We start from the raw sequence: 26767 nt of genomic DNA, 5'->3' as shown, positions 1-26767 counted from the left end.
TCAGTCAGCCTCCTCAACGGTGACCAAGTGACGGAGAACCAGCAGCTGGCCACGAAGGGCCGGGGTGTCCTCACGAGTCACGGTCTTGCCAATCTTGTTCAGGCCCAGAGTCTGAGCCGCAGCACGCTGCTTCGGAGTGGAGTTCACCAGACCGTGGTGCAGCTTGATGTTCAGGTTAGTCATCACTCACCGTCCTTCTGAGCGGCCTTGGCCTGTGCTTCTTCACGGGCCTTACGAGCCTCGGCGATGCCTTCGGCGCGAGCACGCAGCAAGGAGTCAGGAGCCACCTCTTCGAGGGACATGCCACGACGAGCTGCGATCTCTTCCGGCTCTTCGAGCTTCTTGAGAGCGTCGACAGTTGCACGCACCACGTTGACGGCGGTGGCGGAGCCCATCGACTTGGTCAGGACGTCGGTGATGCCAGCGCATTCCATGACAGCGCGGACTGCACCGCCGGCGATAACGCCGGTACCCGGAGCAGCCGGGCGCAGGAGCACGGTACCTGCGGCATCATGACCAATCACCGGGTGGGTGACGGTGCCCTTGACGCGCGGAACAGTGAACATGTGCTTCTTGGCATCCAGCTGGCCTTTGGCGATTGCAGCCGGGACCTCACGGGACTTGCCGTAGCCAACGCCCACGGTGCCGTTGCCGTCGCCAACCACCACGAGGGCGGCGAAGCTGAACGTACGACCACCCTTGTGGGTCTTGGACACACGGTTGATGGTCACCACGCGATCGAGCATCTCGTTCTCGTGAGATTCCTCACGACGGTTGCGACGCTCGCCACGACGACCCTCACCACGCTGGCCACGACGGGACTTGCGATCCTCGTTGGTAGCCTCAGCAGCAGCCTGAGTGTTCTGAGTTTCTTCAGCCACTTGGGTTTCCTTTTCGTTGTCGCTCACAGTGCCAGACCTCCCTCGCGGGCGCCTTCAGCGACAGCTGCGACGCGGCCATGATACTTGTTGCCGCCACGATCGAACACAACCGCGGTGATGCCTGCGTCCTGAGCCTTCTTGGCAATCAGTTCGCCGACCTTCTTGGCGGCTTCGGTCTTGGTGCCCTCAAAACCAGCGAAATCGCTCATCAGAGTGGATTCGCTCACCAAGGTAATGCCCTTGGTGTCGTCGATGATCTGGGCAACCATGTGACGGTTGGAACGGGTAACCACCAGACGCGGGAGCTCCGGGGTACCGCTGATACGCTTGCGCAGACGAGCGTGACGGCGCTGAAGCGCGGCCTTCTTGCCCTTACCGAAAATCTGGACGCTCATTACTTACCAGCCTTTCCAGCCTTGCGCAGGATGCGTTCATCCGAGTACTTGACGCCCTTGCCCTTGTAGGGTTCCGGAGCGCGAAGCTTGCGGATGTTAGCGGCGCACTGGCCGACAGCCTGCTTGTCGATACCCTTGACGATCACCTGATTCGGGTTCGGCAGTTCGAACTCGATGCCTTCCGGCGGCTCAACGGTGATGGTGTGGGAATAACCGAGGGAGAACTCGATACCCTTACCCTTCGCCTGAGCACGGTAACCGGTGCCAACGATATCCAGGGTCTTGGCATAGCCCTCGTGCACGCCCTTGACCATGCTCGCCACAATGGAACGAGCCAGGCCGTGCTTTGCACGGGTCGGGCGCAGATCGTCAGCCGGGACGAGGATGATCTCGTTGCCTTCGACCTGAGCGGTGATGCCTTCCGGAATCTCGTAGGAGTCAGTGCCCTTAACGCCCTTGGCGGTGAAGGACTGACCGTCGATCTTAACTTCCACGCCAGCAGGAATGGTGACGGGGAGCTTACCAATATGCGATGCCATGTTTCAGCTCTCCTTTCTCACCAAACGAAAGCGACGATTTCGCCGCCGATGCCTCGGTCGAGGCATTCCTTCTGGGTCAGCAGTCCCGAGCTAGTCGAGATGATTGCGATGCCAAGGCCACCGAGCGGCATCGGCAGAGCATCGGACTTTGCGTAACGACGCAGGCCCGGCTTGGAGATGCGCTTGATGCCCTGGATGGAACGCTCGCCGTTCGGACCATACTTGAGGGTGACCTCGAGAGTCTGGCCGACCTTGGCTTCCTTAGCGGTGAAGTCCTTGATGTAGCCTTCGCGCTTCAGAATCTCGGCGATGTTCGCCTTGAACTTGGAGTACGGCATATCCACGGTTTCGTGCTTTGCCGCGCTCGCATTACGCAGACGCGTAAGCATGTCTGCGATCGGATCTGTCATTGTCATTTGGGCTTATTGCCCTTTCTCGCCGTGGTTTCCGCCGCCCGCACGCTTTTCAGCGATTGGGCCGCGGACCTTCAGCGTCGTTATTTACCAACTGGACTTCGTAACGCCGGGCAGCTCGCCGCGGTGGGCCTTCTCACGAAGGCAGATGCGGCAAAGGCCGAACTTGCGGTAGACGGAGTGAGGACGACCGCAGACCTGGCAACGCGTGTAAGCGCGCACCTTGAACTTCGGCTTAGCGGCCGCCTTGTTCTTAAGAGCGGTTTTTGCCATATCAGTTCTCCTTGAAGGGGAAGCCGAGATGCTTCAGGAGCACGCGAGCTTCCTTGTCGTCCTTGGTGCTGGTCACCACGGTGATGTCCATACCGCGCTGGTGATCGATCGAATCCGGATCGATCTCGTGGAACATGGACTGCTCGGTGAGACCAAAGTTGTAGTTGCCCTGACCGTCGAACTGGTTGCCGTTGATGCCACGGAAATCGCGGATACGCGGCAGAGCCATGGTCAGAAGGCGATCCAGGAACTCCCACATGCGCTCGCCACGCAGGGTGACGTAAGCGCCGATGGCCTGGCCTTCACGCAGGTGGAACTGTGCGACGGACTTCTTGGCCTTGGTGATCTTCGGCTTCTGGCCGGTGATCAGGGTGAGGTCCTTGACGGCGCCTTCGATGAGCTTGGAGTCGCGAGCAGCGGCGCCAACGCCCATGGAGACGACGACCTTCTGGACGCGAGCAACCTGCATCGGGTTGGAGTAGTGGAATTCCTTCTCCAGCTCCGGCACGATCTGCTCGTTATACTTTTGCTTCAAGCGCGGAGTTGCCGGCGCTTCGACAGTGGTATCGGTCATGCCAGCTCCTTTCCGGACTTCTTGGCAACACGCACACGCACGGTCTTCACCTTGCCGTCGCGAGCCTCTTCCTTTTCGACGATGCGCACGCGGGTCGGCTGCTTGGTCTCCGGATCGATGACCATCACGTTGGAGCGATGAATCGGAGCCTCGACAGCCACGATGCCGGCCTGCTGGCCCTGCTGCGTGGCGCGAACGTGCTTCTTGACGATCTGCACGCCTTCAACGATCAGACGATCGTCCTTGAGCACCTGCTTGACGGTGCCTTCCTTGCCGCGATCCTTGCCGCGGATGACCTTGACCAGGTCGCCGCTCTTAATCTTGGCTGCCATGTCAGATCACCTCCGGGGCGAGGGACACGATCTTCATGAAGCGCTTGTCGCGCAGTTCACGACCGACCGGTCCGAAGATACGAGTGCCCTTCGGTTCACGGCCAGAGCCGAGAATGACGGCGGCGTTCTCGTCGAACTTGATGTAGGAGCCGTCCACACGACGGTGCTCCTTGACAGTGCGGACGACGACAGCCTTGACGACGTCGCCCTTCTTGACCGACCCGCCAGGGATGGCGTCCTTGACGGAGGCGACGATCACGTCGCCGATGCCGGCATAGCGTCGCTTCGATCCGCCGAGCACTCGGATGGCGAGGAGTTCCTTCGCACCCGTGTTGTCGGCGACATGAAGCCGCGTTTCCTGCTGAATCATTGATTCTCCTTAGCCGAGCTGGTTCTCCCCAAGCACCCCGCCTGCCTGCTTGAAGCAGGCGGGGTGACTCACGGAGCCTTGCCGAACTTATTTACTTAGCGCGCTCGATGATGCTATCGAGACGCCAACGCTTGGTCTTGCTCAGGGGCCGAGTCTCCATAATACTCACGAGGTCGCCAATGTGAGCCTCGTTGTGTTCATCATGGACCTTGACCGTACGAGTGGAACGCACGACCTTGCCGTACAGCGGGTGGGTCGAACGCTGCTCGAGCTCGACGGAAATCGTCTTGTCCATCTTATCGGACACGACGTAACCGCGACGAACCTTGCGGAAGTTACGCTCTTCAGCCATTACTTCTCCTCAGCTTTCGTTTCGGTCGCCTCGGGGGCCTGGCTGATGCCGAGCTCACGCTCGCGCAGGACGGTGTACATCCTGGCGATGTCGTGCTTGACCGCCTTGAGGCGGGCGGTGTTTTCGAGCTGACCGGTCGCGGACTGGAAGCGCAGGTTGAACAGCTCTTCCTTGGACTTCTTGAGGAAGCCCTCGATCTCCTCGTTGGTCTTCTCGTTCAGATTCTTCATGGTGTAGTCTGCAGTTCCGACTGCCATCAGATGTCACCGCCTTCACGAGCAATAACACGGCACTTCATAGGGAGCTTGTCGATTGCGCGGCGCAGAGCCTCGCGAGCGACATCCTCGGACACGCCACCGATCTCGAACATAACGCGACCCGGGTGGACGTTAGCGATCCAGAATTCCGGAGTACCCTTACCGGAACCCATTCGGGTGCCAAGCGGCTTCTTGGTCAGCGGACGATCCGGGAAGATCGTGATCCACACGCGGCCACCACGCTTGATGTAGCGGGTCATGGCAATACGAGCGGCCTCGATCTGGCGGTTGGTCACATAAGCTGGAGCCAGAGCCTGGATACCGAAATCGCCGAATGCGATCTCGTTTCCGCCCTTGGACATGCCACGGCGAACCGGACGGTGCTGCTTACGATACTTGGTTCTCTTTGGGATAAGCATTTCTCAGCTCACTCCTTCGTTTCCGTTGCGGCAGGTGCCTCAGCTGCGGCCGGAGCCTCTGCTGCTGCGTTCTGCTGCGGAGCAGCATTGCGCTGGCCACGACGCGGACGGCGATCGCCGCGGCGACCCTGGCGGTTGTTGCCCTGCTGTGCCTGCTGCTCTTCGAACTCACGCTCGGTCATGTCGCCCTTGTAGATCCAGACCTTCACGCCGATACGGCCGTAAGTGGTCTTGGCTTCGAAGAAGCCGTAATCGATGAGGGCGCGCAGGGTCTGCAGCGGAACGCGACCCTCGCGATAGAACTCGGAACGGCTCATTTCGGCGCCACCAAGGCGGCCGGAGAGCTTAATACGAATACCCTTGGCGCCTGCACGCATGGCATCCTGCTGGGCCTTACGCATCGCGCGACGGAAGGTCACGCGGTTGGTGAGCTGCTCAGCGATGCCCTGTGCGACGAGCTGGGCGTCCAGTGCTGCGTTCTTCACTTCGAAGATGTTGAGCTGGACCTGCTTGCCGGTGAGCTTCTCAAGCTTGGCGCGAACGCGCTCAGCTTCAGCACCACGGCGGCCGATGACGATGCCCGGGCGAGCGGTATGGATGTCCACACGCACGCGGTCGCGGGTACGCTCGATGACGATACGGGACACGCCCGCACGCTCGAGATCCTTGCTCATGGCCTTGCGGATGACGTCATCTTCGAGAACGAAGTCGCGGTAGCGTTCGCCGACCTTGTTGGAATCGGAGAACCACTTGGAACGATGGCTCTCAGTGATTCCCAGGCGGTAGCCAAACGGATTGATCTTCTGACCCATCTTTAGCGGTTTCCTTCCTTGTTAGCGACGACGACCGTGATGTGGCTGGTGCGCTTGTTGATACGAGCGGCACGGCCCTGTGCACGAGCGCGGAAACGCTTGAGCGTCACGCCTTCGTCCACATAGGTCTCCTTCACGACCAGGTCGTTCTCACGGAACGGTTCGCCGGCCTTGTCGGCCTTCACGCGAGCGTTCGCGATGGCGCTCTCTAGGACCTTACGCACCGGAAGGGATGCGTCCTGCGGAGCGAACTTCAGAATGGTGATGGCTTCGGTCGCCTTCTTGCCTCGGATGAGGTCGACCATACGGCGAGCCTTGCGCGGCGTCACGCGGACGTGACGAGCGATTGCTTTAGCTTCCATGTGTCCTTACTCTCCTTTAGCGGCGTGCCTTCTTGTCGTCCTTCACATGACCCTTGAAGGTCTTGGTCGGGGCGAACTCACCGAGCTTGTGGCCAACCATGGATTCGGTGACGAACACCGGAACGTGCTTGCGGCCATCGTGAACGGCGAAGGTGTGTCCGATGAAATCAGGGGTGATCATCGAACGACGGGACCACGTCTTGATGACGTTGTGCGTACCCTTCTCGTTCTGCTCGTCGACTTTCTTCTGCAGGTGGGCGTCGACGAAGGGGCCCTTCTTGATGCTACGAGTCATCTACTCGACACTCCCTTACTTACGGTTCTTACCATTCGGGCGACGACGAACAATCATCTTGTTCGAAGCCTTCTTCGGACGGCGGGTACGAACCTCGCCCTTGCCCCACGGAGAAACCGGCGGCTTGCCACCGCGGGTACGACCGCCGTGCGGGTGATCGACAGGGTTCATGGATTCACCACGGGTGATCGGGCGCTTGCCCATCCAACGTGCACGACCTGCCTTACCGAGCTGGATGTTGGCGTGATCAGAGTTGCCGACCTCACCAACGGTTGCGCGGCAGCGAGCATCCACGTTGCGGATTTCGCCGGACGGCATACGCAGCTGGGCGTAAGCGCCATCCTTGGCGACGAGCTGCACGGAAGCACCTGCGGAACGAGCGATCTTGGCGCCACCCAGCGGGCGGAGCTCAATCGCGTGCACCACGGTACCAGTCGGGATGTTGCGCAGCGGCAGGTTGTTGCCCGGCTTGATATCAGCCTGGGCACCGGTCTCGATGACGTCACCCTGCTTGATACCTTCCGGAGCGATGATGTAGCGCTTCTCACCATCTGCGTAGTGCAGCAGTGCGATACGAGCGGAACGGTTCGGGTCGTACTCGATGTGAGCGACCGTTGCCGGCACGCCGTCCTTGTCCCAACGCTTGAAGTCGATGAGACGGTACTGGCGCTTGTGACCACCGCCACGATGGCGGGAGGTCATACGGCCGTAGGAGTTACGACCGCCAGTCTTGCTGAGTTTGCGAACCAGCGACTTCTCAGGCGTAGAACGCGTAAGCTCGGAGAAGTCCGAGACGGACGCGTTACGGCGGCCTGCAGTCGTCGGCTTATAAACGCGGATAGCCATAATCTAGTTCTTCCTTTAACTTTTCTCGGCTAGCCTTCAGTTACCGAAGATGTCGATCGTCTGGCCCTCGGCGACGGTCACGATGGCGCGCTTCTGATTGACGCGCTGGCCGAAACCGTTGCGGGTGCGCTGACGCTTGCCGGCGCGGTTGAGGGTGTTGACGTTCGTCACCTTGACATTGAAGATCTCTTCGATTGCCTGCTTGATCTGAACCTTGTTCGCGTTCGGAGCCACCACGAAGGTGTACTGACCGCGATCGGACAGAGCGTAGCTCTTCTCAGAAACGACAGGCTTGAGGATGATGTCGTGTGCGGGCTTGTGAATAGCGACCATGAAAATCAGGCCTCCTTTGCAGCCGGCTCAGCCTTCGCAGCAAGGAAAGCGTCGAAGCCTTCCTTGGAGAAGACCACGTACTGAGCGGTGACCACATCGTACGTGTTGAGCTGATCGGCGAAGATCGGGTGAACGGTCGGGATGTTACGAACGGAAAGCCATTCGTTCACATTCTCGCGAGAGAGCACCACGGTGGTGAACTTGTTCTCGGTCACCGGGGTAAGAGCGGCAACAGCGGCCTTGGTGGACGGGGCTTCGGAAACGCCGAAGTCCACGACTGCCACGCGACCTGCGTTGGCGCGATCGGAAAGCACGTACTTGAGAGCAGCGGCCTTCATCTTCTTCGGGGTGCGCTGGGAGTAGTCACGCGGCTGCGGACCGAACACGGTGCCACCGTGGTACCACTGCGGTGCGCGGATGGAGCCCTGACGAGCACGACCGGTGCCCTTCTGCTTCCACGGCTTGCGGCCACCGCCGGAAACCATGCCGCGAGTCTTGGTGGCATGGGTGCCCTGACGAGCAGCGGCGCGCTGGGCCACCACAACCTGGTGAATCAGCGGAATACGGGACTGGACTTCTTCGGCGGAGAAGCCAAAGATCTCAGCCGGAGCCTCGACGGTTCCGGTTGCATTGCCCTGGTTATCGGTAACGTTCAGAGTAACGTTTGCCATGATTTATCAGGCTCCCTTCACTGCCGAACGGACGAGAACGATGCTGCCCTTCGGGCCCGGGATGGCGCCCTTGATGGCGAGCACGCCGTTCTCAACATCCGACGAAACGATGGTGAGGTTCAGCGTGGTGTTGGTCACATGACCCATGCGGCCAGCCATACGCTTGCCCTTGAGGATACGGCTCGGGGTAGCGCATGCGCCGACAGAGCCAGGACGACGCTCGTTCTTGTGAGAGCCGTGGGTACGACGATAGGACTTGAAGCCCCAGCGCTTGATGGTGCCTGCGAAGCCCTTGCCCTTGGTGGTACCGGTCACGTCGACCAGAGTACCCTCCGGGAACAGCTCAGCGGTCAGCTCCTGACCCGGCTCGAACTCTTCGGCGTTATCAGTACGGACCTCAGCGAGGTGACGACGCGGGGTGACGCCAGCCTTGGCGAAGTGACCGGCGAGCGGCTTAGTCACCTTGGTCGGGTCAACCTGGCCGTAGCCAAGCTGAACAGCCTTGTAGCCGTCGGACTCTTCGGACTTGACAGCGGTCACCACGTTGGTGGAGACATCAACGAGGGTCACAGGAACGAAGAAACCGTTCTCGTCCCAGACCTGAGACATGCCGAGCTTCTTGCCCAGCAGTGCGGTGCGATTAGACATAATGGTTCCCTCCTCCCTTACAGCTTGATCTCGATGTTCACGTCTGCGGGCAGATCAATGTGCATAAGGGAATCCACGGCCTTCGGGGTCGGGTCCACAATGTCGATGAGACGCTTATGAGTGCGCATCTCGAAATGCTCGCGAGAATCCTTGTACTTGTGAGGAGAACGGATAACGACGAACACGTTCTTCTCGGTCGGGAGCGGAACCGGGCCAACCACAGTTGCGCCCGCGTTCGTCACCGTTTCGACGATCTTCTTCGCCGATTGGTCGATGACCTCATGGTCATAGGACTTAAGCCTGATGCGGATTTTCTGTCCCGCCATTGCCTTCCGCCCTTTCTAGCGATTCGTTAGTTACTGTTTACCAGCCTGCTTCTCAAAGGGCACCGGCGTAGAAGCCCCCGGAACCGTGGAAGTTCCGTGGCCATACCACATCAGTGCGCAGCTATGCAGTGTTCACTCTCGTGATCACTGTGCCACGCTCGCTTTTTTAATTCCAATTTGCGAGCCCTAAAATCAGGCAACTTCTTTATTTAAGCATCAGGGGTAGTCTTAAGAAATCCTCGCGTGTCGCAGTCTCAAGTCCTGTTTTCAAGTCCCTGAAAACGAATGCGATGCACATTGCTGATCGTCGGTTGCGATCATGATGCAACATCATCCGAAAATGCTTTTCTATAATACAGAAACGAGGAATTCGATTGAACAGATCCAATCGAATTCCTCGTTATCAATAGCGTCTATCGATGTAACGCAAGTACCTTATATATAAATCAATATCGATGACCTATATATGCGAGGTGACTCATGCGCGCTCGGAAGCCTCTTCCGTGGCGGCCTCACCCTGACGCTGGACGCGCAGCTTGTGGCCTTCCGCCTGACTGACGCCGTAGTAGGCGGCAATGGCGATATCCTTCATATCCTCGATCTGCGGGATACGCGGATTTGCCGGAGCGCACTGATCTTCGTAGGCACGCATGCCGATCTGGTCAAGGACGGACCAGAAATAGTCCTCGTCCACACCGCACTCCTGGAAGCTCTTGTTCATGCCGAGCTTGTTGTCACGGTAGTCCTCGACGGCCTTGGCCAGGTTCTCGACGCCCTCTTCCGGAGTCTTGCCCGGGTTCACGCCAAGGTTCTTGGCGATCTCCTGGTAGCGTTCCGGAGCGACGTACTTGTTATACTTCGGCCAGCTGGTTGGTTCCTCCGGGATGGAGCCGTTGTAGCGGATGACGTACGGCAGCAGGATGGAGTTGGTACGACCGTGGGCAACGTGGCACAGAGCACCGATGGTGTGGGCCATGCCGTGGCACATGCCAAGGAATGCGGAGCCGAATGCCATGCCGGCCATGGTGGCGGCATTATGCATCTTCTCCTGGGCCTTGATCTTGTCTTCGCCCGGTTCGCCGTTGACGGACTCGGCGAGGTTGTCCCAAATCAGCTTGGCTGCGTGCAGCGCCATGCCATCGGTGAAATCGTTGGCATAGACGGAGACGTATGCCTCGAAGGAGTGGGTCAAGGCGTCGAAACCGGCATCGGACGCGAGCTTGCGAGGCTGGGTGCGTGCCAGCACCGGATCGACGATGGCGACGGACGGTGTCAGCGCGTAATCGGTGATCGGGTACTTGTAGCCGGTCTTATGGTCGGTGATCACAGCAAACGGCGTGACTTCGGAACCAGTGCCGGAAGAGGTCGGGATGCACACGAGCTTGGCCTTCTCGCCCAGCGGCGGGATCTTGAAGGCGCGCTTGCGGATATCGAAGAACTTCTCACGCACATCAGAGAAGGAGATTTCCGGGTGCTCGTACAGCAGCCACATGATCTTGGATGCGTCCATCGGAGAACCACCGCCGACTGCGATGATGGTATCCGGCTCGAACTCCTCGCGCATCATGGTGGCGCCGCGCTCGACGGTCTCGACGCTCGGCTCCGGCTCAACGTAGTCGATGATACGGAAGGTCACGCGGTTGGAACGTGCACGCAGCTGGTCGATGATCTTGTCGACCACGCCGAGCTGCTCCATGACCTTATCGCACACGATGACGGCCTTTTCGATGCCGTACATGTCGCGCAGGTACTTGATAGCGTTCGGCTCGAAGTAGGTCTTGGCCGGAATCTTGAACCACTGCATGTTGTTGTTCCTCCGAGCGATGCGCTTGATGTTGAGAAGGTTGACTGCCTGGACGTTGCCGGACACGGAGTTGCCACCGTAGGAGCCGCAGCCGAGGGTCAGCGACGGTGCGATGGCGTTGTAGATATCACCCACGCCGCCGAGGGAGCTCGGAGAGTTCCAGATGATGCGGCATGCGTGCATGCGCTGGCCGTATTCGCGGACCAGAGCCTGATCGTTGGTATGGATGGCTGCGGTGTGGCCTGCACCATGCTTGAGCATGGCTTCGCACATTTCGAAGGCCTGTTCCTTGTTGTCGGACTTCAGCACGGCCTGGACCGGAGCGAGCTTCTCCATGGTCAGCGGCTCGTTTTCGCCGATTTCCTTGCACTCGGCGGCAAGAATGGTGGCGTCTTCCGGAATCTCAAAGCCTGCGGCCTTGGCGATGTACTGCGGGGACTTGCCCGGCACCACAGAGTTAAGCTTCGGGGTCTGGCCGGAGTATGCGGTGCAGCCGAACATGTACTGCTCGAGCTTGGCCTTCTCTTCGTCGTTCACGAAGTAGGCCTTGCGACGCTTGAGTTCCTTGATCAGCGGAGCGTAGACTTCCTTGTCGGCAATGATGGCCTGCTCGGTGGCGCAGATCATGCCGTAATCGAAGTGCTTGGAGAGCACCAGATCGTTGGCGGCGCGCACGATGTCAACGTTCTTGTCGACATATGCCGGAGCGTTGCCAGCGCCGACGCCGAGGGCCGGCTTGCCGGAGGAGTATGCGGCCTTGACCATGCCCGGACCACCGGTGGCGAGGATGGTGGCGATACCGTCATGCTTCATCAGGGCGCCGGTGGCTTCGATGGACGGGTGCTCGATCCACTGGATACAGTTCTCGGGAGCGCCTGCCTCGATGGCCGCGTCGCGCACGATCTTGGCGGCTTCTACGGAGCACTTCTGCGCGCCCGGGTGGAAGCCGAAGATGATCGGGCAGCGGGTCTTCAGTGCGATCAGCGACTTGAAGATGGCGGTGGAGGTCGGGTTGGTGACCGGGGTCACGCCGGCGACGACGCCGACCGGTTCGGCGATCTCGTCGATGCCCATGACATCGTCTTCGCGAATGATGCCGACGGTCTTCTGTCCGGCCAAATAGTTGGTGACGTGTTCGCAGGCGAAGATGTTCTTAGTGGCTTTGTCTTCCACCAGACCACGGCCGGTTTCCTCAACGGCCATCTTGGCGAGCACCAGATGCTTGTTCAGCGCTGCGACGGAAGCCTTGGCGACGATACGGTCAACCTGCTTCTGATCGAGCTTTTCGAAATCGTCAAGAGCCTTCAGGCCCTTCTTGACCAGAGCGTCGACCTCAGCCTCGGCTGCGGCGAGCTTCTCTTCCGGAGTCGGCTTGGTCGGCTCTTCCTTCTTTGCGTCTGCCACTTGAAGTCCTCCTCGATTCTTTGGGGGTTTGCAAAGTAGTTTCCCGTTATTCCACCCACCTCGAAGCGGATGGACGCGTTGCTGGTCTTTTGTGACCTAGGACACACTTTAGTGAGTATGCAATATGATTTTCCACTGTGTCGTGTCGCAAGAGAAATGTTATATTCTGTTCATTTAATGTTTATATTGCGTTCTTTTGTGAAGAGAAAAAGCTTTAAAAACATCATTTTGAGCGTTTTTGTTGCTTTTTATCATAAATCACACACACTTTCTCAAGTCTCACCTCCTCATCTTTTATAAAAGTATTTTCTATATGATATCAATCATATCAAACTTTTACAAAGTTTATTTACTTATCTTGTCCGTCCAATGTATTTTTTCCGCCAGCCAGTAGGAGTTTCGCCTGTTTCTTCAAAGAAGCGACGATTGAAATTTGAAGCGTTTCCATATCCGCAAGCACGACGAATCGACGCGACGCTTTGATTCGTGGTCGTCAGCAATCTACATGCATGCCCGATACGCAATCGTCGAACAAAATCCGAAAACCTTATTCCTGCGGCCCTTTTGAACAGACGAGAGAAAGCCGAAACACTCATTCCGGCCTGACGAGCGGCCAGATCCAGGCTAATTTCACCGCTCAGATGCGAGGAAATGTACTCAATGGCATCGTTGACCACACTTTCCGCACCACTGCATACAGCCGGATCGTATCCGGACGCAACCACTGTATAGGATTCATCTGCGGGAGCATGCGCGAACACATCCAACACACGAATCAGATCACTAACACGGCAAGCAAGACTATGTTCCTCCATGCTTTCCAGAATCGAACCGGCCTGACGAGCGGATTCACCGCTCAGCACCAACGCCTGCCCAGCGCGCCTCAACACCATTGCAAAACCAGACGTTTCCGGAAATCCAGACATCAGCAGACGTATGGTTTCCGGACGCACATGGCACACCACATCACGCTGACGAAGCCGCTCCCCCGGAGCGATGTCGGACACCCAATTATGCGGAAGATTCGAACCAATCAGCGCAACCTGCCCGGCCTCATACGGAACAACGGCATTGCCTGCCATCATCAATCCGGTACCTTCCCGAATCAGATGAATTTCAATATGAGGATGATGATGCCATTTCGCCAACGAGCTTGGGTAGCCATGCTTCACCCAACGCACCGAAGCCTGCGCGTCCGGCACAATGATCTCCAATACGCCGGAATCGTTCGAACTTCCACCTTTCGGCACGAATCCACCAAAAGAGGTCTGAGCCAAAGCCGCCTTCCCATGCCGATTATCGTTGACTTGCACAACAGCACCCATGGCCTAGACCCCTTTCGTCGTTCCGTAAAGTGCGTAACGTCAGTCGTTATTCACGGTAATCTGCAGCTTAATATCTCCAGGACGCCCCTCGGCCATGCGATCGAACGCCGCCTTGGCATCCTCCATCGCATAGGTGTCGGTGATGAATGGCTTCAGATTCAGTTTACCGTTAGCCACGAGGTCAATGGCCTTCTGATACACATTGGCATAACGGAAGATATTTTCGATGCGCACCTCGGTAGCCTGCAGTTCCGTAATGTCGATAGCCACCGGACTGACCGGAATGCCAACGATAACGGCAGCGCCACCGGGAGCAATCAGCTTCCAGAATGTCTCGTATGACTTCGGCGAGCCCGAGCACTCGAAAGCCACATCAGCACCCCAGCCCCCCGTTTCCTCACGGACGCGCTCCACCAGATCCTCTTTGGTGAGATCCACCGGAATAATACCTGGAATCTGAGCCGCAATCGCCAGTTTGATTGCCGACACATCAGAAATCAGCACCTTGGAAGCACCACCTGCCAACGCGCACGACGCGGTCAGCATGCCGACCGTGCCCGATCCGGTGACCACGCAGACATCGCCCGGCTTGATACGAGCCTTGGTGGCGGACCACATGCCCACAGCCAACGGTTCAAGCAGCGCACCCTCACCGAAGCTCACATTGTCGGGCAGCTTGTAGGTGAACGCCGCAGGATGGTTCACCGTTTCGCACAGGCAGCCATCAATCGGCGGAGTGGCAAAGAAACGCACCGCAGGATCGACGTTATACATGCCCAGTTTGCTGGCACGCGAACTCATATCCGGAATGCCGGGCTCCATGGCCACACAATCGCCCACCTTGAAGCCTTCGACGCCAGGACCGACCTCAACCACCGTGCCGGAAGCCTCATGACCGAGAATCATCGGCTGCTCCACCACATATTTGCCCACGCGACCATAAGTGTAATAGTGCAGGTCGGAACCGCACACACCAACGGTATGCGGCGCGATCTTCAGCTCGCCTAGACCAGGTGCGGGGACGTCAGGCACCTCACGCACATTGATGACGCCCTGCTCTTCGAGAACGACTGCCTTCATGATTATTCTCCTTTGTGGATAATGATGTTTTTTGAGAAAAATGATGATCGAGCAATTGATATTCAATTGCGATTAGTTACGCTCGATCACGGCAATGCGACGGCCGCGATCGTCAAATCCGGGTTGATGAGGATGAATGCCGAACGTGACCAACGATCCGATCGCATAGCAGATCGCATACGTCCAGCACACGCCGCCGAATCCGATAGTGGAAACCAGCACCGTCGCAATCAGAGGACCGAAAAACGTAGCCAGGCCGGAAGCGAAATTATGCGCGGAAATCGCAGCACCCTTATGTTCCAACGCCAACGCGGGAAACACGGCTCCCATAGGAACGAAAGCGGAAATTCCCAATCCAAGAACAACCGCATCAGCACACATAAGCACCATATTCGCCCCGAAAAACTGCGGAATGTAATACATGCCCAGCGTGCCGATCACACAGAACCAGCAGCCAAACCAGCGCATTTGCCGCATCCAACCATGCGAATCGCCCATACGACCCCAGAACACATTGCCGAAAATGGTGACCACAAACTGGAATCCCCAAATCTGACTCCATTGCGAAACCTTAAACCAAGCGCCGCCGCCATTGTTGGTAGTGGCCAAGTAGAGTGGCATGATGACAGGAAAGCCATACAACGTCAGATTGCAGATCACACGCACCACCGCAGCCAAAGCGATTTGGCGATTATGCACCAGAATGGTGACTCCTCGACTAAGCTCGCGCAGCTTGTCTGCATTGCTCATGGAAGAGGTGCCAGAACCTTTGCTTTTCGGCACCATCAGCAGGCAAATCAGCAGTCCAGCTATAGAAAACGGCAACGAAAGCCACAGCGAATAGTACTCGCCCACCAGCGGAATGGTGAAACTCGGCAAATATGCGCCAAACACGCCAATGCCGAACGAGTATGCGGCCCAAAACCACCCCATGGCCGACGCGAGCTTGGCAGGATCGATAGTTTGCGCCATTAACACCACGAACGAGTAGATGAACAGCGGGTAGCCAACACCCCGCAACGCATACACGCCTAACATCAGCGGATAGACGCCGCTCGGCAGCGCCACACCAACGAACAGCAGGTGCAAAACAACCCAGGCGCTCGCGCCGATAAGCATGATGCGTTTGGCACCGAACATTTCAGCTAGCACACCGGACGCCCAGCCGGCAAGCGCAGCCATCAGCCCGTACATGGTGAACATCAGCGACGATTGCGAAGAGCTGAATCCCTGGTCCACGATGTATTTGGACAAAAAAGTCAATTCAAAGCCATCGCCAGTCATGAACACCGCTATGGCGACCAAGCCGGCCAATAGCGTGCGCGGCAGACCTATCTTCATAACATGTCTCTTTTCTTGGTAGAACGTCGTTGTCACCGTCTCAACTTTTTTTGTTGATAAACATATTTTCGACGCAGAAAAGTGGCAGAAAATCCTTTATGCACAGCTTTTTTTGATACTTTTTTGCAATACCTGATATCTCAGAACAACACAAGACATAAGGAAAGGACTTTTATGAAGTAATCTTGGAAAAGAAGTTGCGCAGGAAGGATCAACCAGTGAAAGCCCAATCCGCCTTATCAGTCAAAGAAGCCAATCTCAAGGCCATGACCGCGTTCATCTACACCCAAGGTTCAGCCACCAAGCAGATGTTCGAACACGAATTAGGGCTCAGCCTGCCAACCATCACGCAGAATCTGCGCGCCATGGAGACCGACGGGCTCATCGTCAAAGGCGAGATGCAACAATCCACCGGTGGACGCAAAGCGCAAATCTACGAATTCGCGGCACACTCCAGCGTGGCTATCGGCGTGCGAATCCAAACCACACGAATCACGGCCATCGCCATTGATCTGAACGGCAAATCCGTGACCACCAGACAGCGCACACTCCCCTATCGCAACAACGACGCCTACTACCAGCGCATGAACGGCATCATCAACGATTTCGCGCAAGAACTGGCGAAACAAGGCAGCACGGTGCTGGGCGTGGCCTTCTGCATGCAAGGCATCGTATCGGCAGACGGACAGTCGATCACCTTCGGCAAAATCATGAACAACACCGGCCTGAAACTCAGCGAACTCAGCCACGGCCTCAACTATCCGTCGCTGATGATTCACGATTCCGACGCTTCTGCCATGGCGGAACTCTGGTTCGACCACAATCTGAAGGATGCCGTCTGCATCTACCTCGAGCGACGACCCGGAGGCGCGGTCATCGTAGACGGATCGCTCTACCAGGGGCCAAACCAATGCAATGGCTCAATCGAACATATGACGCTGATTCCAGGAGGCAACACCTGCTACTGCGGGCAACAGGGCTGCATGGATACGTATTGCTCGCCGGAAACGCTGATGGAAGATGGCGAAAGCCTGCCCGGCTTCTTCTCGGTGTTGGAACAAGGCGAGCAGGAGCATCGCAAACGATTCTCACAATGGCTGGATTATGTGGCGCTGGCGGTAACGAATATTCGCTCGGTACTGGCCGGTGACGTGATCATCAGCGGTGAGGCAGCACAATATCTCGATGATGACGATATGGCCGGACTACGCGAACGTGTGGTGGAACATACGCCATTCGGCACCACGGATTTCACCCTGCGCAAGGGAATGGCGCTCGACCATCAAGACATTATCGGCGCAGCCCTGCGTTTTGTGGAGCCGTACGTACGCGAACTATGCGATATGTGACCGCTTTTGCGCACATATTAATCGCATCGATTGCATAACAAAAAGAAGCGTGCTGCCGAACCCGTATATAAGGTTCAGCGCACGCTTCTTTGTTTGCTTCCGTCTGTATCGCTTGTTGTATTTGTTTTCAACGATTATTTTCAACGATTATTTAATCATTAATCATCTAACGATAGTTATTTGACGATCTGGCAGAATTCAATGGTTTCGCCGTTCGGTCCGTATACGTTGAAGTAGCGGATGCCATGCTCCCAGAAGCTGTCGATATGCTGGATTTCGTTATCTTTGAAATTCAGCCCGAGTTCCTTCGCGTTTTCGAATGCGGCTTCGATGTCGGGAGTGTCGAATGCCCAATGGTTGATGGCACCAGTGGTCAGCGGAGCCGGATCACCCTCCCACGTTTCGATGGTCAGATGGCCGTAACGCAGGAATGCACAACGGTTTTCGCCGTTATGGAACAGTCCGGCCAGTTCGAAACCAAGCTTCTTCGTATAGAATTCGATGGTTTCGTCGAGATCCTTCGCCGGCATGCCGGAATGCTGCAGATCGGTAGTGAATTCAGACATTGCTTTCGCCATAAAATTACCTCCTGATGACGATGAATACGATTGTTTTTCCCTTTTGTGATTAGGATATGCGCTATGCGGCGATGTCGGCGGCGCATTTGCCGTCATGTCGTGATACTTTTTCGCTAATTCCAAGCTGTTCAGGACGAATAGACAGTGTCTGGCACCGATTTTGACGACAGCCTTGGAAGCGGCGGCGATTTTGCCGTCGAGGAAGTCCTGCACCTGCTCGAGTTCAAGCTCACGGCTGGATCAGACCGGCACGAGCGCCGACAGCCTCGACATAGCAAGTCAACAGATAATTTCAAAGTGTTTAGAATGAGGTTATGAAGAACCCACCTTTGCACCGCTACGCAACCCGACCAGGTCTCTATTTCACCGACGATGGTGGCGCGGACGCCGTTGTCCGCTCAGAAACAGCAGACCAAGTGTGGTTTTGCGTACTTGAACCACTTGACCAACCGAGCGCCTTCTATGCCGACGCCGCACGGCTGTTCAACGAACCCGGACTCACGTTCATCGATCAGGCCAAAAAACAGCGCATCTGCACCAGACGCATTCCCTCGCTCAATCTTCGCGAAACACTGTTCCGCATGGACGGTCCCAACTACGGACTGTGGTACGTGCACGTGCCACAAGCATGGGACGGCATGCAATACGGATACCGCGTCAACGGCCCATGGGATCCCAATCATGGCGTGAGTTTCAACCCCTACAAGCTGCTGCTTGACCCATACGCCAAAGGCATCGAAGGATCGATGAAACTCGATCCAGGCGCATTCGCCTACGAATGCGAAATCGTCAACGGCAAGGTCAAAGGCTCCCCCTTCGGACCGATGAGCACCATCGACTCGGTAGGGCGCATGCCCGTTTCCGTAGCCATAGACGACCGCGCCATCGACAAACACGTAGGAGAGCCCTCGCATCCACACGTTCCGTGGAGCAAAACGGTTATCTACGAGCTGCATGTCAAAGGCTTCACCGCCAACGCGCCATGGCTGCCCAAAGAACTTCGCGGCACCTACGCGGGCCTCGCACACCCGGCCACGCTCTCATACCTGCAGGATCTGGGCGTCACCTCCATCGAACTGCTGCCGATCCAAGCCAAACAATCGGAACTCTTCCTGCAGGAACGAGGACGCACCAACTACTGGGGATACTCCACACTCGGATATTTCGCCCCCGAATCCTCATATGCTACCAAACGCTCGCAAGAGGCAGGCGCGGCCGCAGTACGGCAAGAAGTCATCGACATGGTGCGCGCATTGCACGAGGCCGGCTTTGAAGTGATTATGGATGTGGTTTACAACCACACCTGCGAATCAGGCCCCGAAGGCCCGACCATTTGCTGGCGAGGCCTTGACAATCTCTCGTACTACCGACGCACCAAAGACAAGATCAGCCGTCTGTACGACACCACCGGTTGCGGCAACACGCTTGATTTCACCAACACGCACGTCACCACGTTCGCCGTGGATTCGTTGCGCTATTGGGCCAAACGCATTGGCATCGACGGATTCCGATTCGATCTTGCGGCGACGCTGGCACGTCTCGACGGTGAATTCACCCGCTACCATCCATTCCTGTACGCCTTGCGCTCCGACATGCTGCTCGGCAATCTCAAAATGATCATGGAACCATGGGATTGCGGCCCGAACGGCTGGCGCACCGGCGAATTCGGCATTCCTTTCGCAGAATGGAACGACCGTTTCCGCGACTGCACGCGCAAATTCTGGCTGACCGACGTGGATCGCACACGCGGCGGCGAATACGGCGAAATGACCATGCAAGACATGGCCACACGCCTATGCGGATCTTCCGACCTGTTCGCCACCGACCCCGGCCGCGGTTCGACCGCCTCCGTGAACTATGTGGCCTGCCACGACGGCTTCACCACTGCCGACCTGACCATGTACAAGAACAAACACAACGAAGCCAACGGCGAAAACAACCACGACGGAACAAACAACAACCATTCCGTCAATTTCGGGCATGAGGGCCCCAGCAGCGACCAAATCATCGTGCAGCAGCGCCAGCGTGCCATCATGAACCTGCTGGGCACGCTCTTACTGTCGTTGGGTACGCCAATGCTGCTCGCCGGTGACGAATTCGGCAATTCGCAAAACGGCAACAACAACGCCTACACGCAAGACAATGACACTACATGGCTTGATTGGGATTGGCTGTACAGCACCGAGCAGACGCCGGAATTGAAGCAATTCAATCTAACGTCACGTTTAATCACGTTGCGAAAATCCCACGATTTGTACAGTCATGAGGATTTCTTCACGCGCCTGAGCAAAATCGGTTTGCTGAAGAAATCCGATCGCGTGCATTGGTATCTTCCGAACGGGCAGATGCCGGACGATTCGGATTGGACGAATCCTGCCGTACGCTCGTTCGCCATGCAACTGCTCTCCCCCGACGAGCCGAGCCTGCTAATTCTGATCAATGGTTCCGACGAAGTCACACGTTTCCATCTTCCGAAAGGCATTGAATGGGAGATGGTCTGGTCTTCATCGGAGATCGTCGGCGAATATCCCGGTTTAGGAACGTCCATCGAACGGGTGTCGGAATTCGACGCAGAGTCGGAAAACAAGCCGGCAGGTAGACTGCGCAATCATCTGCACCGCATCAATATGATGTACTGGCAGGTGCAAGACAATGAAGCAAATCTGCAATCCGCCGACGATGGATTGTCGGAAGACGATCCGACATTGTGGACGCTCCCGGCGTTGAGCATCAGTGCGATGAAGCAGATGCCGACCGCCTGATTCCATCAAGCGCTGCCTGAATCGTTCGAATACCAAGAAACCCCTCGGAAAACGAATTTCCGAGGGGTTTCGTATAAGCCGTAAAGCTTTAGCGCTTCGAGAACTGCGGAGCGCGACGAGCCTTGTGCAGACCGGCCTTCTTGCGTTCCACGACGCGAGCGTCGCGGGTCAGGAAGCCAGCCTTCTTCAGGGCTGCGCGGTTCGCATCACGATCGATGGCGTTCAGAGCGCGGGCAACGCCCAGGCGGATTGCGCCAGCCTGGCCGGTGGTGCCGCCACCGTCAACGAGGACGATAGCGTCGAACTTGCCTTCGAGCTTGAGAAGCACGATCGGGGAGTTGACCTCACGCTGCAGCAGCTTGGCCGGGAAGTACTCTTCCAGGGTGCGACCGTTGATGGTCCACTTGCCGGTGCCCGGAACCAGGCGAACACGAGCGACGGCTTCCTTACGACGACCGGTGCCGTAGCCCGGAGCGATAGCGGAAGTACCGGTGCCAGCGCCAGCGTTGGTTTCGGTGGTGTACGAGGTGAGCTCCTCTTCGGTCTCGAGAACCGCGGAGTTGTTGGTGTTTTCAGCCATGTTTCCTATCTCCCTTCGGTTCACTTAGCCTGCTGCGAGACCTGAGCGATCTCGAAAACCTGCGGCTTCTGGCCAGCGTACGGATGCTCGGTGCCACAGATGATGTGGAGGCGATCCAGCTGGACCTTGGCCAGACGATTCTTCGGCAGCATGCCCTTGATAGCGGACTTGATGATGCGCTCAGGGTTGGTCTTGAGCAGCTTGCCGTAGCTATCGCGACGCAGGCCACCCGGACGACCGGAGTGCATGTACAGTTCCTTACCCAACTTGTTGCCGGTCAGAGCGATCTTATCGGCGTTGAGAATGATCACGTGGTTGCCGGAATCGGCGTGCGGAGCGTAGGTCGGCTTGTTCTTGCCACGCAGCAGGATGGCTGCCTGGGAAGCGAGACGGCCGAGCACCACGTCGGTGGCGTCGATAACGTACCAGTCGTGAGTCAGATCAGCTGGCTTCGGAGTGAAAGTTTTCACGATGTACCTTTTCTATATATTGTGTTCCGGACCTTCCATCAACATCAATGCGTTGGTTAGGCGCGGAATGATGCCGTTTTCAGGTCTCATTATCCGTGGGCTCCCTGAAAGTCCTCGATGGCGAGTGGGAAAAGCGCTTTGAAGGACCCCGTAGGGAAACACAACAATCTACTAGTGTATCGCCAGCCTTGACATTTGCGACACATCGTATAGCGAAATCAACGTAAAATAACTCTTTTCCCACAGCAACGAAAAACCGGCGATACGCAAACGGACGTTCCGTTTCATATCACCGGTTTTACTATATCTAATATCTGATGCCAAACGCGATCAGCCGCGCATAATCGCCGCGATCTCCTGCAGTCGAGTATTGCCGAACAACTCTTCCAGAGGCACGACATTGCCATCGCCGTCAGCTAAAGGAATACGCCAATTCGGGTACTCGTTGCAGGTTCCCGGCTGGTTCTGCGTGCGCTTTTCACCGACCGCATCGACAATGGATGCTGCCATCAGCTTGCATGGCGATCCCTTAAGACCGCGGTACAGGGCGTCGATGATCTCGTTTTCGTTGGCAAGCTCATCTTCCAGCACGTCAGCGTCAAGATAGCCTTCCTTGACAAGCATGTTCAGCATGGCGTTATGCTCGGCTTCCGCGGACTTCTTGAATTCCTCGACCGGACCGGACAACAATCCCAACTGCTCGCGCAGCTTGACATGCCCATACTCCAAGTAGCCTGCCGCCGGAGGCAAATCGTGCGTATTGACGGAAGCCAGCGCATACGGACGCCAATCCTTCGGTGCACGGAACACACCGTCGAACTGTTCGAACCATTCCACTGCGCAACCGAGAATGCCGTGCTCGGACAGCGATTTGGACACATAAGCCGGAACCACGCCAAGATCCTCGCCCACGACCACGCCACCGGCGCGAGACGCTTCCAGCGCGAGAATGCCGAGCATGATGTCAGAATCGTAATGCACGTAGGTGCCGTCCATGGCCTTCTTGCCTTCCGGAATCCACCACAAGCGGAACAAGCCGAGAATATGGTCAATACGCACCGCGCCCGCATTGGAGAACATGCCATGCACCATGTCTCGGTACACCTTGTAACCGGTCTGATCAAGGGCAATCGGGTTCAGCGGCGGCTGGCTCCAATCCTGACCCTGCTGGTTGAACATGTCTGGCGGGGCGCCGACCGTGGCACCCTTGGCGAAACGCTCAGGATTCCACCACACGTCGGAACCGGCCGGGTGCACACCCACCGCCATGTCGGCGACGATGCCGATCTTCATGCCTGCGTCACGCGCCGCCTGCTGGGCCGCATGCAGCTGCTCGGTGGCGACCCATTCGAGCCAACGGTAGAATTCGAGCGTGTCAGGATACTGCGCGCGAAGCTGCGCGACCTCTTCGGAACCACGATTAAACTTACGCACCCAATCGTCGTCGCTGCCATTGGAGGCGCCCCACTTGTCGTAGCACAGGCACCACGTGGCATAGGATTCGATTTCATCGCCCACTTCGGCGAGATACTGGTCGAACTCAGCTTGACGCTGTATGGAAAGACCTGCTTTGTAGATGACCCACAACGCCTGCATCTTGGTACGCCACATCGTTTCACGGTCCAAAACCTGCGCATCGCCGTTGAGGGGTTCGACCTGCTCGTGCAGCGCGTCGACCTTCGTCTTATCTTCCGGCGAAAGCGTGGCATATTCCGGCATGGATTCCGGACGAATATAGCTGAAGTTGATGAAACGGCGCGAAATCGGCAGATACGGCGACGGCTCGATCGGCGGCACCGGCTCGGCGGCATGCAGCGGATTGATCAGCATAAAATCGGCACCGGTTTTCTTCTTGGATTCGACGAGCAGGGTCTTCAGATCCTCATAATCGCCGATTCCCCAAGAGCCGCTGGAACGGATGGAATAGAGCTGGCTCATCCATCCCCACAGGGAGCCTTCCTTCATCTCGTCGAGCAGTTCGATCTTCTCCGGAGCGCTGATAACGGTTGCAGACTCCGTCTTGCCACCCACGGTGACCTCAAGGGTGTGATACCCTTCGGGAAGGTCTTCCGGAAGCACCAGATACGATGTGCACACAAATACGCCATCGACCTCGACCGCGGCACCGCTGCCGCCCTCATGCTCGATTTTGCCGGCATACGTCTCGCCATCTTCCAACGTGATGGAAGCTGCAGGAACGTCAAGCGCGCCGCCATGGACTTCTACTTTGCTTTTCTTACCGACAATGTGCAACACGGTCGGGGGAACGATTCGGATGTTGCGTTCACGCTGAATGGTGGTGATGGACCGTTCGATCGCATCATCGTTGGAAGCGTCGATTCCAAGCGCTTTGAGCACCGCCACAAGAACATCGTCTTCGATTTCGTGGTAATCACGGCTCATACCGACATAACTGGTGGCGACACCCACCAACTTTGCCAAACGAATGAGCGGACGGGCTAGACGCGTTGCATTTTCGGTCTGTTCTGTCATAAGCAACAGTCTATGCCCCAATCACACGCACCACGCGCAAAAATCTCATAAAAATGACAACGTATGCAACTATTTCTCCGAAAGACGCTTTTCAGCGGCTCTTTTTACTTCTCCCGACGCATCCCGCGCAAGTTTTTCCAGCATCTGATCGGATGCATTCGGGTTCACCGCAACGGCCCTGCGCACCATGGAAGCGAGTACCGCAGGAGCATTCGGTTCGATCTCGGTTCCCAAGGATCCCAAAAAATCAAGGGTTTGCGAATCCGTATCCGGATCCTGTGCGCCTTCGAGCCTCATCTTCCAAGATGTCCGCTTGTTACGCAATGCGACATCGCGCACTTCGGGGGACTCATCCTTGGTGAGACGCCCCACCAGCCAATTCTTATCATTGGAATTGCCGGCAACGGCCTTGCGCACCTCAACGGATTCGTCGGTGGACAGTTTGACGAGAATATTCGGAAACGGCATGGTTTCCGCGAGGAAAACGCGATCTTCCAACGGCGTATGCGTATTGCCTGCGACAGCCTCCAGCAGTGCCGTGGCTCGCGAGAACGCAGCCTGTTCGGAACGGTCAGGCAATGGCCGGCGTGCGAATTCACTCAGTTCAGCGGCATCCGCGGAATGCCGCAAACGCTCGTAAGTCGCGGTCAGAGGCTCGAAATCCGAAGGAATCTCCTGGCCTTGCGATTGTGCGGATTCGTTCTCGGCATTGCCGTCTTGCTTGATTTCAGCATCGGTCATAGTTTCCACCTTACGTCATTGTCTTCCGGGATTCACATTTTCACCGGACGATTGGAAGTTCCCGTTTTCTGTGGAGTCACGGTTGCATTGAACGTTTCGACCACACGCGATTCGAATTGCTGCGATTGCTCCTGTGGCACGACAACCGCCAATACGATGCGATCGGTGTACTGCGCGTCCGCCTGCTCACCCTGCACCGAGGCGAGAAGATTCTGGAAACTGCCCAATTGTGAGTAGTCGAGCGTTACCTGATATTCGCTACACGGCACGATTTTCGCTTTGGTCGCCGCTTTGACGGCGATGGACGCACCCGTGGAATATGCACGGATCAGACCGCCGGAACCCAATAAGATCCCACCGAAATATCGGGTGACGGCAACCACGCAATCCGTCATCTCGTTGGCGCGCAGCACGTCGAGAATCGGCTTGCCGGCCGTGCCCGACGGCTCGCCGTCATCACTCATGCGCTCGGCCAAACGGCCGTCGGAGCCACCGCACACCGCAGCATAGGCAACATGACGGGCTTTCGGATGCTGATCGCGAATCATCTGCACAAACGCGAGCGCCTCATCCAAGGAATTGATATGGCAGGCGTCGCCGATGAATTCCGATTTCTTCTCGACGAACGCATCATGCGCGGGCTGATCAGCGGAATCGAGTATGGTCTGCATGTCTTTCAACCTACCCAATCACGCCGACCGTCCGTACGTTTTTTCTTATACCGTTTCATGCGATCGCTCACACGACGACGTTGAAATCCTCGCCCTTAAAGTAAGCCGCGACCGATTGAACAACCTGCTTGGTGATGCCCACATATGCGCCGTCGGTGCGCCAGGCGGTGTGTGGGGTGAGGATGATGCCTGGAATCGAGCACAGCGGATCGTCGGCAGTGAGCGGCTCATGGTCGAACACGTCGAGCGCCGCAGGAATGTCGCCGCGCTGGAGTCTGGAGAGCAACGCGCCTGACTCGATGATTTCCGCACGGGCCGTGTTGATGAACATGGTTCCCGGTTTCAGAGCCTCAAGATTTTGCGCGGTGACAATGCCTTTTGTGGAGTCCAGCAACGGCAAGTGGATGGACACCACGTCGGATCCGGCAATCAGTTCGTTCATATCGTCAACCGGAGTGACGTTCAGGTCGGTGAACACCTGCTCGGGAACGTGGGAGTTCCATGCGGACACGTTCATGCCGAGAGTTCCGGCGATACGCGCCACGGTTTGGCCAATGCCGCCAAGGCCGATGATGCCAAGCTTCTTACCGTACAGTTCATAGCCGTCGACACCATCCCAATTGCCTTCTTTGACTTGCCTGTCGAGTTTGCCGACCTGCCTGGCGAGTTCCATGAGCAATGCGATGGTGTGTTCGGCTACGGCATGGTCGCCGTAGTGCACCACGTTGCATACGCGGATGCCGCGTTCCTTGGCTTTGGCTAGATCGATGTAGCTGGCTACGCCGGTGCCGCCGAACGCGTAGCACTTGGCGTTCAGACGGTTGAGGATCGAGTCGGCGCAGTGGAATCCGACCACTATGATGGCGTCGGCTTCGGCGCACCGCGCGACGATGGTGTCTTCATCGAGCGTGAAATCCTTGTACATGCGTACGCGGGCAATGTCTTTGAACAGCTCGAAGTTCTTTTCGAACGGTTCAATCATCGATTCGATGATGACGGGCATAACCACCAGAGGCAGATCGGTACGTTCCGGCTGGGTTTCGTAGATTTCATCCATGTCTTTCACCTCAC

General features: G+C 57.0%; 33 protein-coding genes. 2 read left to right on the top strand and 31 right to left on the bottom strand.

Annotation, left to right across the window (positions count from 1 at the left end; all coding sequences use genetic code 11):
* The 24 genes from rpmD to BBKW_RS01755 all read right to left on the bottom strand — a co-directional run bounded on the left by rpmD (window position 1) and on the right by BBKW_RS01755 (window position 16052).
* Window positions 1-186, bottom strand: coding sequence for a 50S ribosomal protein L30 (gene rpmD, locus BBKW_RS01870; protein ID WP_171842402.1), 186 nt, complete (start codon window positions 184-186; stop codon window positions 1-3).
* On the bottom strand, window positions 183-908 hold the full coding sequence (rpsE, locus tag BBKW_RS01865) for a 30S ribosomal protein S5 (protein ID WP_003835987.1): 726 nt from the start codon (window positions 906-908) through the stop codon (window positions 183-185). Before rpsE ends, rpmD begins: the two co-directional genes overlap by 4 nt.
* A complete protein-coding gene (gene rplR, locus BBKW_RS01860) occupies window positions 905-1276 on the bottom strand; it encodes a 50S ribosomal protein L18 (RefSeq protein WP_033500842.1) in 372 nt (123 codons plus the stop codon). Before rplR ends, rpsE begins: the two co-directional genes overlap by 4 nt.
* Entirely contained in the window at window positions 1276-1815 is a 540-nt protein-coding gene (gene rplF / locus BBKW_RS01855; RefSeq protein WP_003835990.1) for a 50S ribosomal protein L6, read from the bottom strand. The genes rplR and rplF overlap by 1 nt, the downstream gene beginning before the upstream one ends.
* A gap of 17 nt (window positions 1816-1832) precedes the next feature.
* A complete protein-coding gene (gene rpsH / locus BBKW_RS01850; RefSeq protein ID WP_003808048.1) occupies window positions 1833-2231 on the bottom strand; it encodes a 30S ribosomal protein S8 in 399 nt (132 codons plus the stop codon).
* Between the two features lie 84 nt (window positions 2232-2315).
* Window positions 2316-2501 carry a type Z 30S ribosomal protein S14 gene (locus tag BBKW_RS01845; protein ID WP_003808046.1) on the bottom strand — a complete coding sequence of 62 codons (186 nt, stop codon included), beginning with the start codon at window positions 2499-2501 and terminating at the stop codon, window positions 2316-2318.
* Between the two features lies 1 nt (window position 2502).
* Entirely contained in the window at window positions 2503-3075 is a 573-nt protein-coding gene (rplE, locus tag BBKW_RS01840; protein ID WP_003835992.1) for a 50S ribosomal protein L5, read from the bottom strand.
* On the bottom strand, window positions 3072-3407 hold the full coding sequence (gene rplX, locus BBKW_RS01835) for a 50S ribosomal protein L24 (protein WP_003808040.1): 336 nt from the start codon (window positions 3405-3407) through the stop codon (window positions 3072-3074). Before rplX ends, rplE begins: the two co-directional genes overlap by 4 nt.
* 1 nt (window position 3408) lies before the next feature.
* The gene (gene rplN, locus BBKW_RS01830; RefSeq protein WP_003808038.1) at window positions 3409-3777 is read right to left on the bottom strand and encodes a 50S ribosomal protein L14; all 369 of its coding nucleotides are present in this window, start codon (window positions 3775-3777) and stop codon (window positions 3409-3411) included.
* 91 nt (window positions 3778-3868) lie between these two features.
* Window positions 3869-4129 (bottom strand): 30S ribosomal protein S17, encoded by a 261-nt coding sequence (rpsQ, locus tag BBKW_RS01825; RefSeq protein ID WP_003808036.1) that lies wholly within the window; start codon window positions 4127-4129, stop codon window positions 3869-3871.
* Window positions 4129-4386, bottom strand: a complete 258-nt coding sequence (rpmC, locus tag BBKW_RS01820; RefSeq protein ID WP_003835994.1) for a 50S ribosomal protein L29 — start codon at window positions 4384-4386, stop codon at window positions 4129-4131. The genes rpsQ and rpmC overlap by 1 nt, the downstream gene beginning before the upstream one ends.
* On the bottom strand, window positions 4386-4805 hold the full coding sequence (gene rplP, locus BBKW_RS01815; RefSeq protein ID WP_003835996.1) for a 50S ribosomal protein L16: 420 nt from the start codon (window positions 4803-4805) through the stop codon (window positions 4386-4388). The genes rpmC and rplP overlap by 1 nt, the downstream gene beginning before the upstream one ends.
* A gap of 8 nt (window positions 4806-4813) precedes the next feature.
* A complete protein-coding gene (rpsC, locus tag BBKW_RS01810; RefSeq protein ID WP_033500841.1) occupies window positions 4814-5617 on the bottom strand; it encodes a 30S ribosomal protein S3 in 804 nt (267 codons plus the stop codon).
* Between the two features lie 2 nt (window positions 5618-5619).
* On the bottom strand, window positions 5620-5979 hold the full coding sequence (gene rplV, locus BBKW_RS01805; protein WP_003808026.1) for a 50S ribosomal protein L22: 360 nt from the start codon (window positions 5977-5979) through the stop codon (window positions 5620-5622).
* A 16-nt stretch (window positions 5980-5995) separates the two neighbouring features.
* Entirely contained in the window at window positions 5996-6274 is a 279-nt protein-coding gene (rpsS, locus tag BBKW_RS01800; RefSeq protein WP_003808025.1) for a 30S ribosomal protein S19, read from the bottom strand.
* A 15-nt stretch (window positions 6275-6289) separates the two neighbouring features.
* Window positions 6290-7120: a 50S ribosomal protein L2 gene (gene rplB, locus BBKW_RS01795; RefSeq protein WP_003835999.1), complete on the bottom strand. Its 831-nt coding sequence runs from the start codon at window positions 7118-7120 to the stop codon at window positions 6290-6292.
* A gap of 36 nt (window positions 7121-7156) precedes the next feature.
* Entirely contained in the window at window positions 7157-7453 is a 297-nt protein-coding gene (rplW, locus tag BBKW_RS01790) for a 50S ribosomal protein L23 (protein WP_003808021.1), read from the bottom strand.
* Window positions 7454-7458: 5 nt separating this feature from the next.
* Window positions 7459-8124 (bottom strand): 50S ribosomal protein L4, encoded by a 666-nt coding sequence (gene rplD, locus BBKW_RS01785; protein ID WP_022245323.1) that lies wholly within the window; start codon window positions 8122-8124, stop codon window positions 7459-7461.
* A gap of 6 nt (window positions 8125-8130) precedes the next feature.
* Window positions 8131-8772, bottom strand: coding sequence for a 50S ribosomal protein L3 (rplC, locus tag BBKW_RS01780; protein WP_003836003.1), 642 nt, complete (start codon window positions 8770-8772; stop codon window positions 8131-8133).
* A gap of 17 nt (window positions 8773-8789) precedes the next feature.
* Window positions 8790-9098, bottom strand: a complete 309-nt coding sequence (gene rpsJ, locus BBKW_RS01775) for a 30S ribosomal protein S10 (RefSeq protein ID WP_003808013.1) — start codon at window positions 9096-9098, stop codon at window positions 8790-8792.
* 478 nt (window positions 9099-9576) lie between these two features.
* A complete protein-coding gene (adhE, locus tag BBKW_RS01770) occupies window positions 9577-12306 on the bottom strand; it encodes a bifunctional acetaldehyde-CoA/alcohol dehydrogenase (protein WP_033500840.1) in 2730 nt (909 codons plus the stop codon).
* 353 nt (window positions 12307-12659) lie between these two features.
* Window positions 12660-13631 carry a helix-turn-helix domain-containing protein gene (locus tag BBKW_RS01765; protein WP_033500839.1) on the bottom strand — a complete coding sequence of 324 codons (972 nt, stop codon included), beginning with the start codon at window positions 13629-13631 and terminating at the stop codon, window positions 12660-12662.
* 39 nt (window positions 13632-13670) lie between these two features.
* Window positions 13671-14711 (bottom strand): NAD(P)-dependent alcohol dehydrogenase, encoded by a 1041-nt coding sequence (locus BBKW_RS01760; RefSeq protein ID WP_033500838.1) that lies wholly within the window; start codon window positions 14709-14711, stop codon window positions 13671-13673.
* A 72-nt stretch (window positions 14712-14783) separates the two neighbouring features.
* Complete coding sequence (locus BBKW_RS01755) at window positions 14784-16052, bottom strand: MFS transporter (RefSeq protein ID WP_033500837.1); 1269 nt, start codon at window positions 16050-16052, stop codon at window positions 14784-14786.
* Between the two features lie 218 nt (window positions 16053-16270).
* Here BBKW_RS01755 and BBKW_RS01750 point away from each other — a divergent pair, with 218 nt between their 5' ends.
* Window positions 16271-17401 (top strand): ROK family transcriptional regulator, encoded by a 1131-nt coding sequence (locus BBKW_RS01750; protein WP_231858501.1) that lies wholly within the window; start codon window positions 16271-16273, stop codon window positions 17399-17401.
* Between the two features lie 176 nt (window positions 17402-17577).
* Here BBKW_RS01750 and BBKW_RS01745 read toward each other — a convergent pair whose 3' ends face one another.
* Window positions 17578-17979, bottom strand: coding sequence for a VOC family protein (locus BBKW_RS01745; protein ID WP_003807935.1), 402 nt, complete (start codon window positions 17977-17979; stop codon window positions 17578-17580).
* Window positions 17980-18293: 314 nt separating this feature from the next.
* On the opposite strand from BBKW_RS01745, the gene glgX reads away from it, so the two are divergent.
* Entirely contained in the window at window positions 18294-20741 is a 2448-nt protein-coding gene (gene glgX / locus BBKW_RS01740) for a glycogen debranching protein GlgX (protein WP_033500835.1), read from the top strand.
* An 88-nt stretch (window positions 20742-20829) separates the two neighbouring features.
* Here glgX and rpsI read toward each other — a convergent pair whose 3' ends face one another.
* The 6 genes from rpsI to BBKW_RS01710 form a co-directional block, all read right to left on the bottom strand.
* Entirely contained in the window at window positions 20830-21321 is a 492-nt protein-coding gene (rpsI, locus tag BBKW_RS01735; protein WP_003836019.1) for a 30S ribosomal protein S9, read from the bottom strand.
* A gap of 20 nt (window positions 21322-21341) precedes the next feature.
* The gene (rplM, locus tag BBKW_RS01730) at window positions 21342-21791 is read right to left on the bottom strand and encodes a 50S ribosomal protein L13 (protein WP_003836021.1); all 450 of its coding nucleotides are present in this window, start codon (window positions 21789-21791) and stop codon (window positions 21342-21344) included.
* Window positions 21792-22121: 330 nt separating this feature from the next.
* Entirely contained in the window at window positions 22122-24284 is a 2163-nt protein-coding gene (gene malQ, locus BBKW_RS01725) for a 4-alpha-glucanotransferase (protein WP_033500834.1), read from the bottom strand.
* A gap of 69 nt (window positions 24285-24353) precedes the next feature.
* Window positions 24354-25025, bottom strand: a complete 672-nt coding sequence (locus BBKW_RS01720; protein WP_033500833.1) for an AbrB family transcriptional regulator — start codon at window positions 25023-25025, stop codon at window positions 24354-24356.
* 32 nt (window positions 25026-25057) lie between these two features.
* Window positions 25058-25696: a YigZ family protein gene (locus BBKW_RS01715; protein WP_033500961.1), complete on the bottom strand. Its 639-nt coding sequence runs from the start codon at window positions 25694-25696 to the stop codon at window positions 25058-25060.
* 67 nt (window positions 25697-25763) lie between these two features.
* Window positions 25764-26753 (bottom strand): D-2-hydroxyacid dehydrogenase family protein, encoded by a 990-nt coding sequence (locus tag BBKW_RS01710; RefSeq protein WP_033500832.1) that lies wholly within the window; start codon window positions 26751-26753, stop codon window positions 25764-25766.
* Window positions 26754-26767: the final 14 nt, after the last annotated feature.

Source organism: Bifidobacterium catenulatum subsp. kashiwanohense JCM 15439 = DSM 21854 (assembly GCF_001042615.1).
Classification (GTDB): Bacteria; Actinomycetota; Actinomycetes; order Actinomycetales; family Bifidobacteriaceae; genus Bifidobacterium; species Bifidobacterium catenulatum.
Note: the sequence above shows the minus strand (reverse complement) of the source record. Positions and strands in the feature narration are given on the sequence as shown.

Bases quoted from the DNA above. Each gene is read 5' to 3' on its own strand.
- rplR (WP_033500842.1), bottom strand. From the start codon at position 1,276: ATGAGCGTCCAGATTTTCGGTAAGGGCAAGAAGGCCGCGCTTCAGCGC.
- rplF (WP_003835990.1), bottom strand. From the start codon at position 1,815: ATGGCATCGCATATTGGTAAGCTCCCCGTCACCATTCCTGCTGGCGTG.
- rpsH (WP_003808048.1), bottom strand. From the start codon at position 2,231: ATGACAATGACAGATCCGATCGCAGACATGCTTACGCGTCTGCGTAAT.
- BBKW_RS01845 (WP_003808046.1), bottom strand. From the start codon at position 2,501: ATGGCAAAAACCGCTCTTAAGAACAAGGCGGCCGCTAAGCCGAAGTTC.
- rplE (WP_003835992.1), bottom strand. From the start codon at position 3,075: ATGACCGATACCACTGTCGAAGCGCCGGCAACTCCGCGCTTGAAGCAA.
- rplX (WP_003808040.1), bottom strand. From the start codon at position 3,407: ATGGCAGCCAAGATTAAGAGCGGCGACCTGGTCAAGGTCATCCGCGGC.
- rplN (WP_003808038.1), bottom strand. From the start codon at position 3,777: ATGATTCAGCAGGAAACGCGGCTTCATGTCGCCGACAACACGGGTGCG.
- rpsQ (WP_003808036.1), bottom strand. From the start codon at position 4,129: ATGGCTGAAGAGCGTAACTTCCGCAAGGTTCGTCGCGGTTACGTCGTG.
- rpmC (WP_003835994.1), bottom strand. From the start codon at position 4,386: ATGGCAGTCGGAACTGCAGACTACACCATGAAGAATCTGAACGAGAAG.
- rplP (WP_003835996.1), bottom strand. From the start codon at position 4,805: ATGCTTATCCCAAAGAGAACCAAGTATCGTAAGCAGCACCGTCCGGTT.
- rpsC (WP_033500841.1), bottom strand. From the start codon at position 5,617: ATGGGTCAGAAGATCAATCCGTTTGGCTACCGCCTGGGAATCACTGAG.
- rplV (WP_003808026.1), bottom strand. From the start codon at position 5,979: ATGGAAGCTAAAGCAATCGCTCGTCACGTCCGCGTGACGCCGCGCAAG.
- rpsS (WP_003808025.1), bottom strand. From the start codon at position 6,274: ATGACTCGTAGCATCAAGAAGGGCCCCTTCGTCGACGCCCACCTGCAG.
- rplB (WP_003835999.1), bottom strand. From the start codon at position 7,120: ATGGCTATCCGCGTTTATAAGCCGACGACTGCAGGCCGCCGTAACGCG.
- rplW (WP_003808021.1), bottom strand. From the start codon at position 7,453: ATGGTCGCTATTCACAAGCCCGCACACGACATCATCCTCAAGCCTGTC.
- rplD (WP_022245323.1), bottom strand. From the start codon at position 8,124: ATGGCAAACGTTACTCTGAACGTTACCGATAACCAGGGCAATGCAACC.
- rplC (WP_003836003.1), bottom strand. From the start codon at position 8,772: ATGTCTAATCGCACCGCACTGCTGGGCAAGAAGCTCGGCATGTCTCAG.
- rpsJ (WP_003808013.1), bottom strand. From the start codon at position 9,098: ATGGCGGGACAGAAAATCCGCATCAGGCTTAAGTCCTATGACCATGAG.
- BBKW_RS01765 (WP_033500839.1), bottom strand. From the start codon at position 13,631: ATGGGTGCTGTTGTGCAAGTCAACGATAATCGGCATGGGAAGGCGGCT.
- BBKW_RS01760 (WP_033500838.1), bottom strand. From the start codon at position 14,711: ATGAAGGCAGTCGTTCTCGAAGAGCAGGGCGTCATCAATGTGCGTGAG.
- BBKW_RS01755 (WP_033500837.1), bottom strand. From the start codon at position 16,052: ATGAAGATAGGTCTGCCGCGCACGCTATTGGCCGGCTTGGTCGCCATA.
- BBKW_RS01745 (WP_003807935.1), bottom strand. From the start codon at position 17,979: ATGGCGAAAGCAATGTCTGAATTCACTACCGATCTGCAGCATTCCGGC.
- glgX (WP_033500835.1), top strand. From the start codon at position 18,294: ATGAAGAACCCACCTTTGCACCGCTACGCAACCCGACCAGGTCTCTAT.
- rpsI (WP_003836019.1), bottom strand. From the start codon at position 21,321: ATGGCTGAAAACACCAACAACTCCGCGGTTCTCGAGACCGAAGAGGAG.
- malQ (WP_033500834.1), bottom strand. From the start codon at position 24,284: ATGACAGAACAGACCGAAAATGCAACGCGTCTAGCCCGTCCGCTCATT.
- BBKW_RS01720 (WP_033500833.1), bottom strand. From the start codon at position 25,025: ATGACCGATGCTGAAATCAAGCAAGACGGCAATGCCGAGAACGAATCC.
- BBKW_RS01715 (WP_033500961.1), bottom strand. From the start codon at position 25,696: ATGCAGACCATACTCGATTCCGCTGATCAGCCCGCGCATGATGCGTTC.
- BBKW_RS01710 (WP_033500832.1), bottom strand. From the start codon at position 26,753: ATGGATGAAATCTACGAAACCCAGCCGGAACGTACCGATCTGCCTCTG.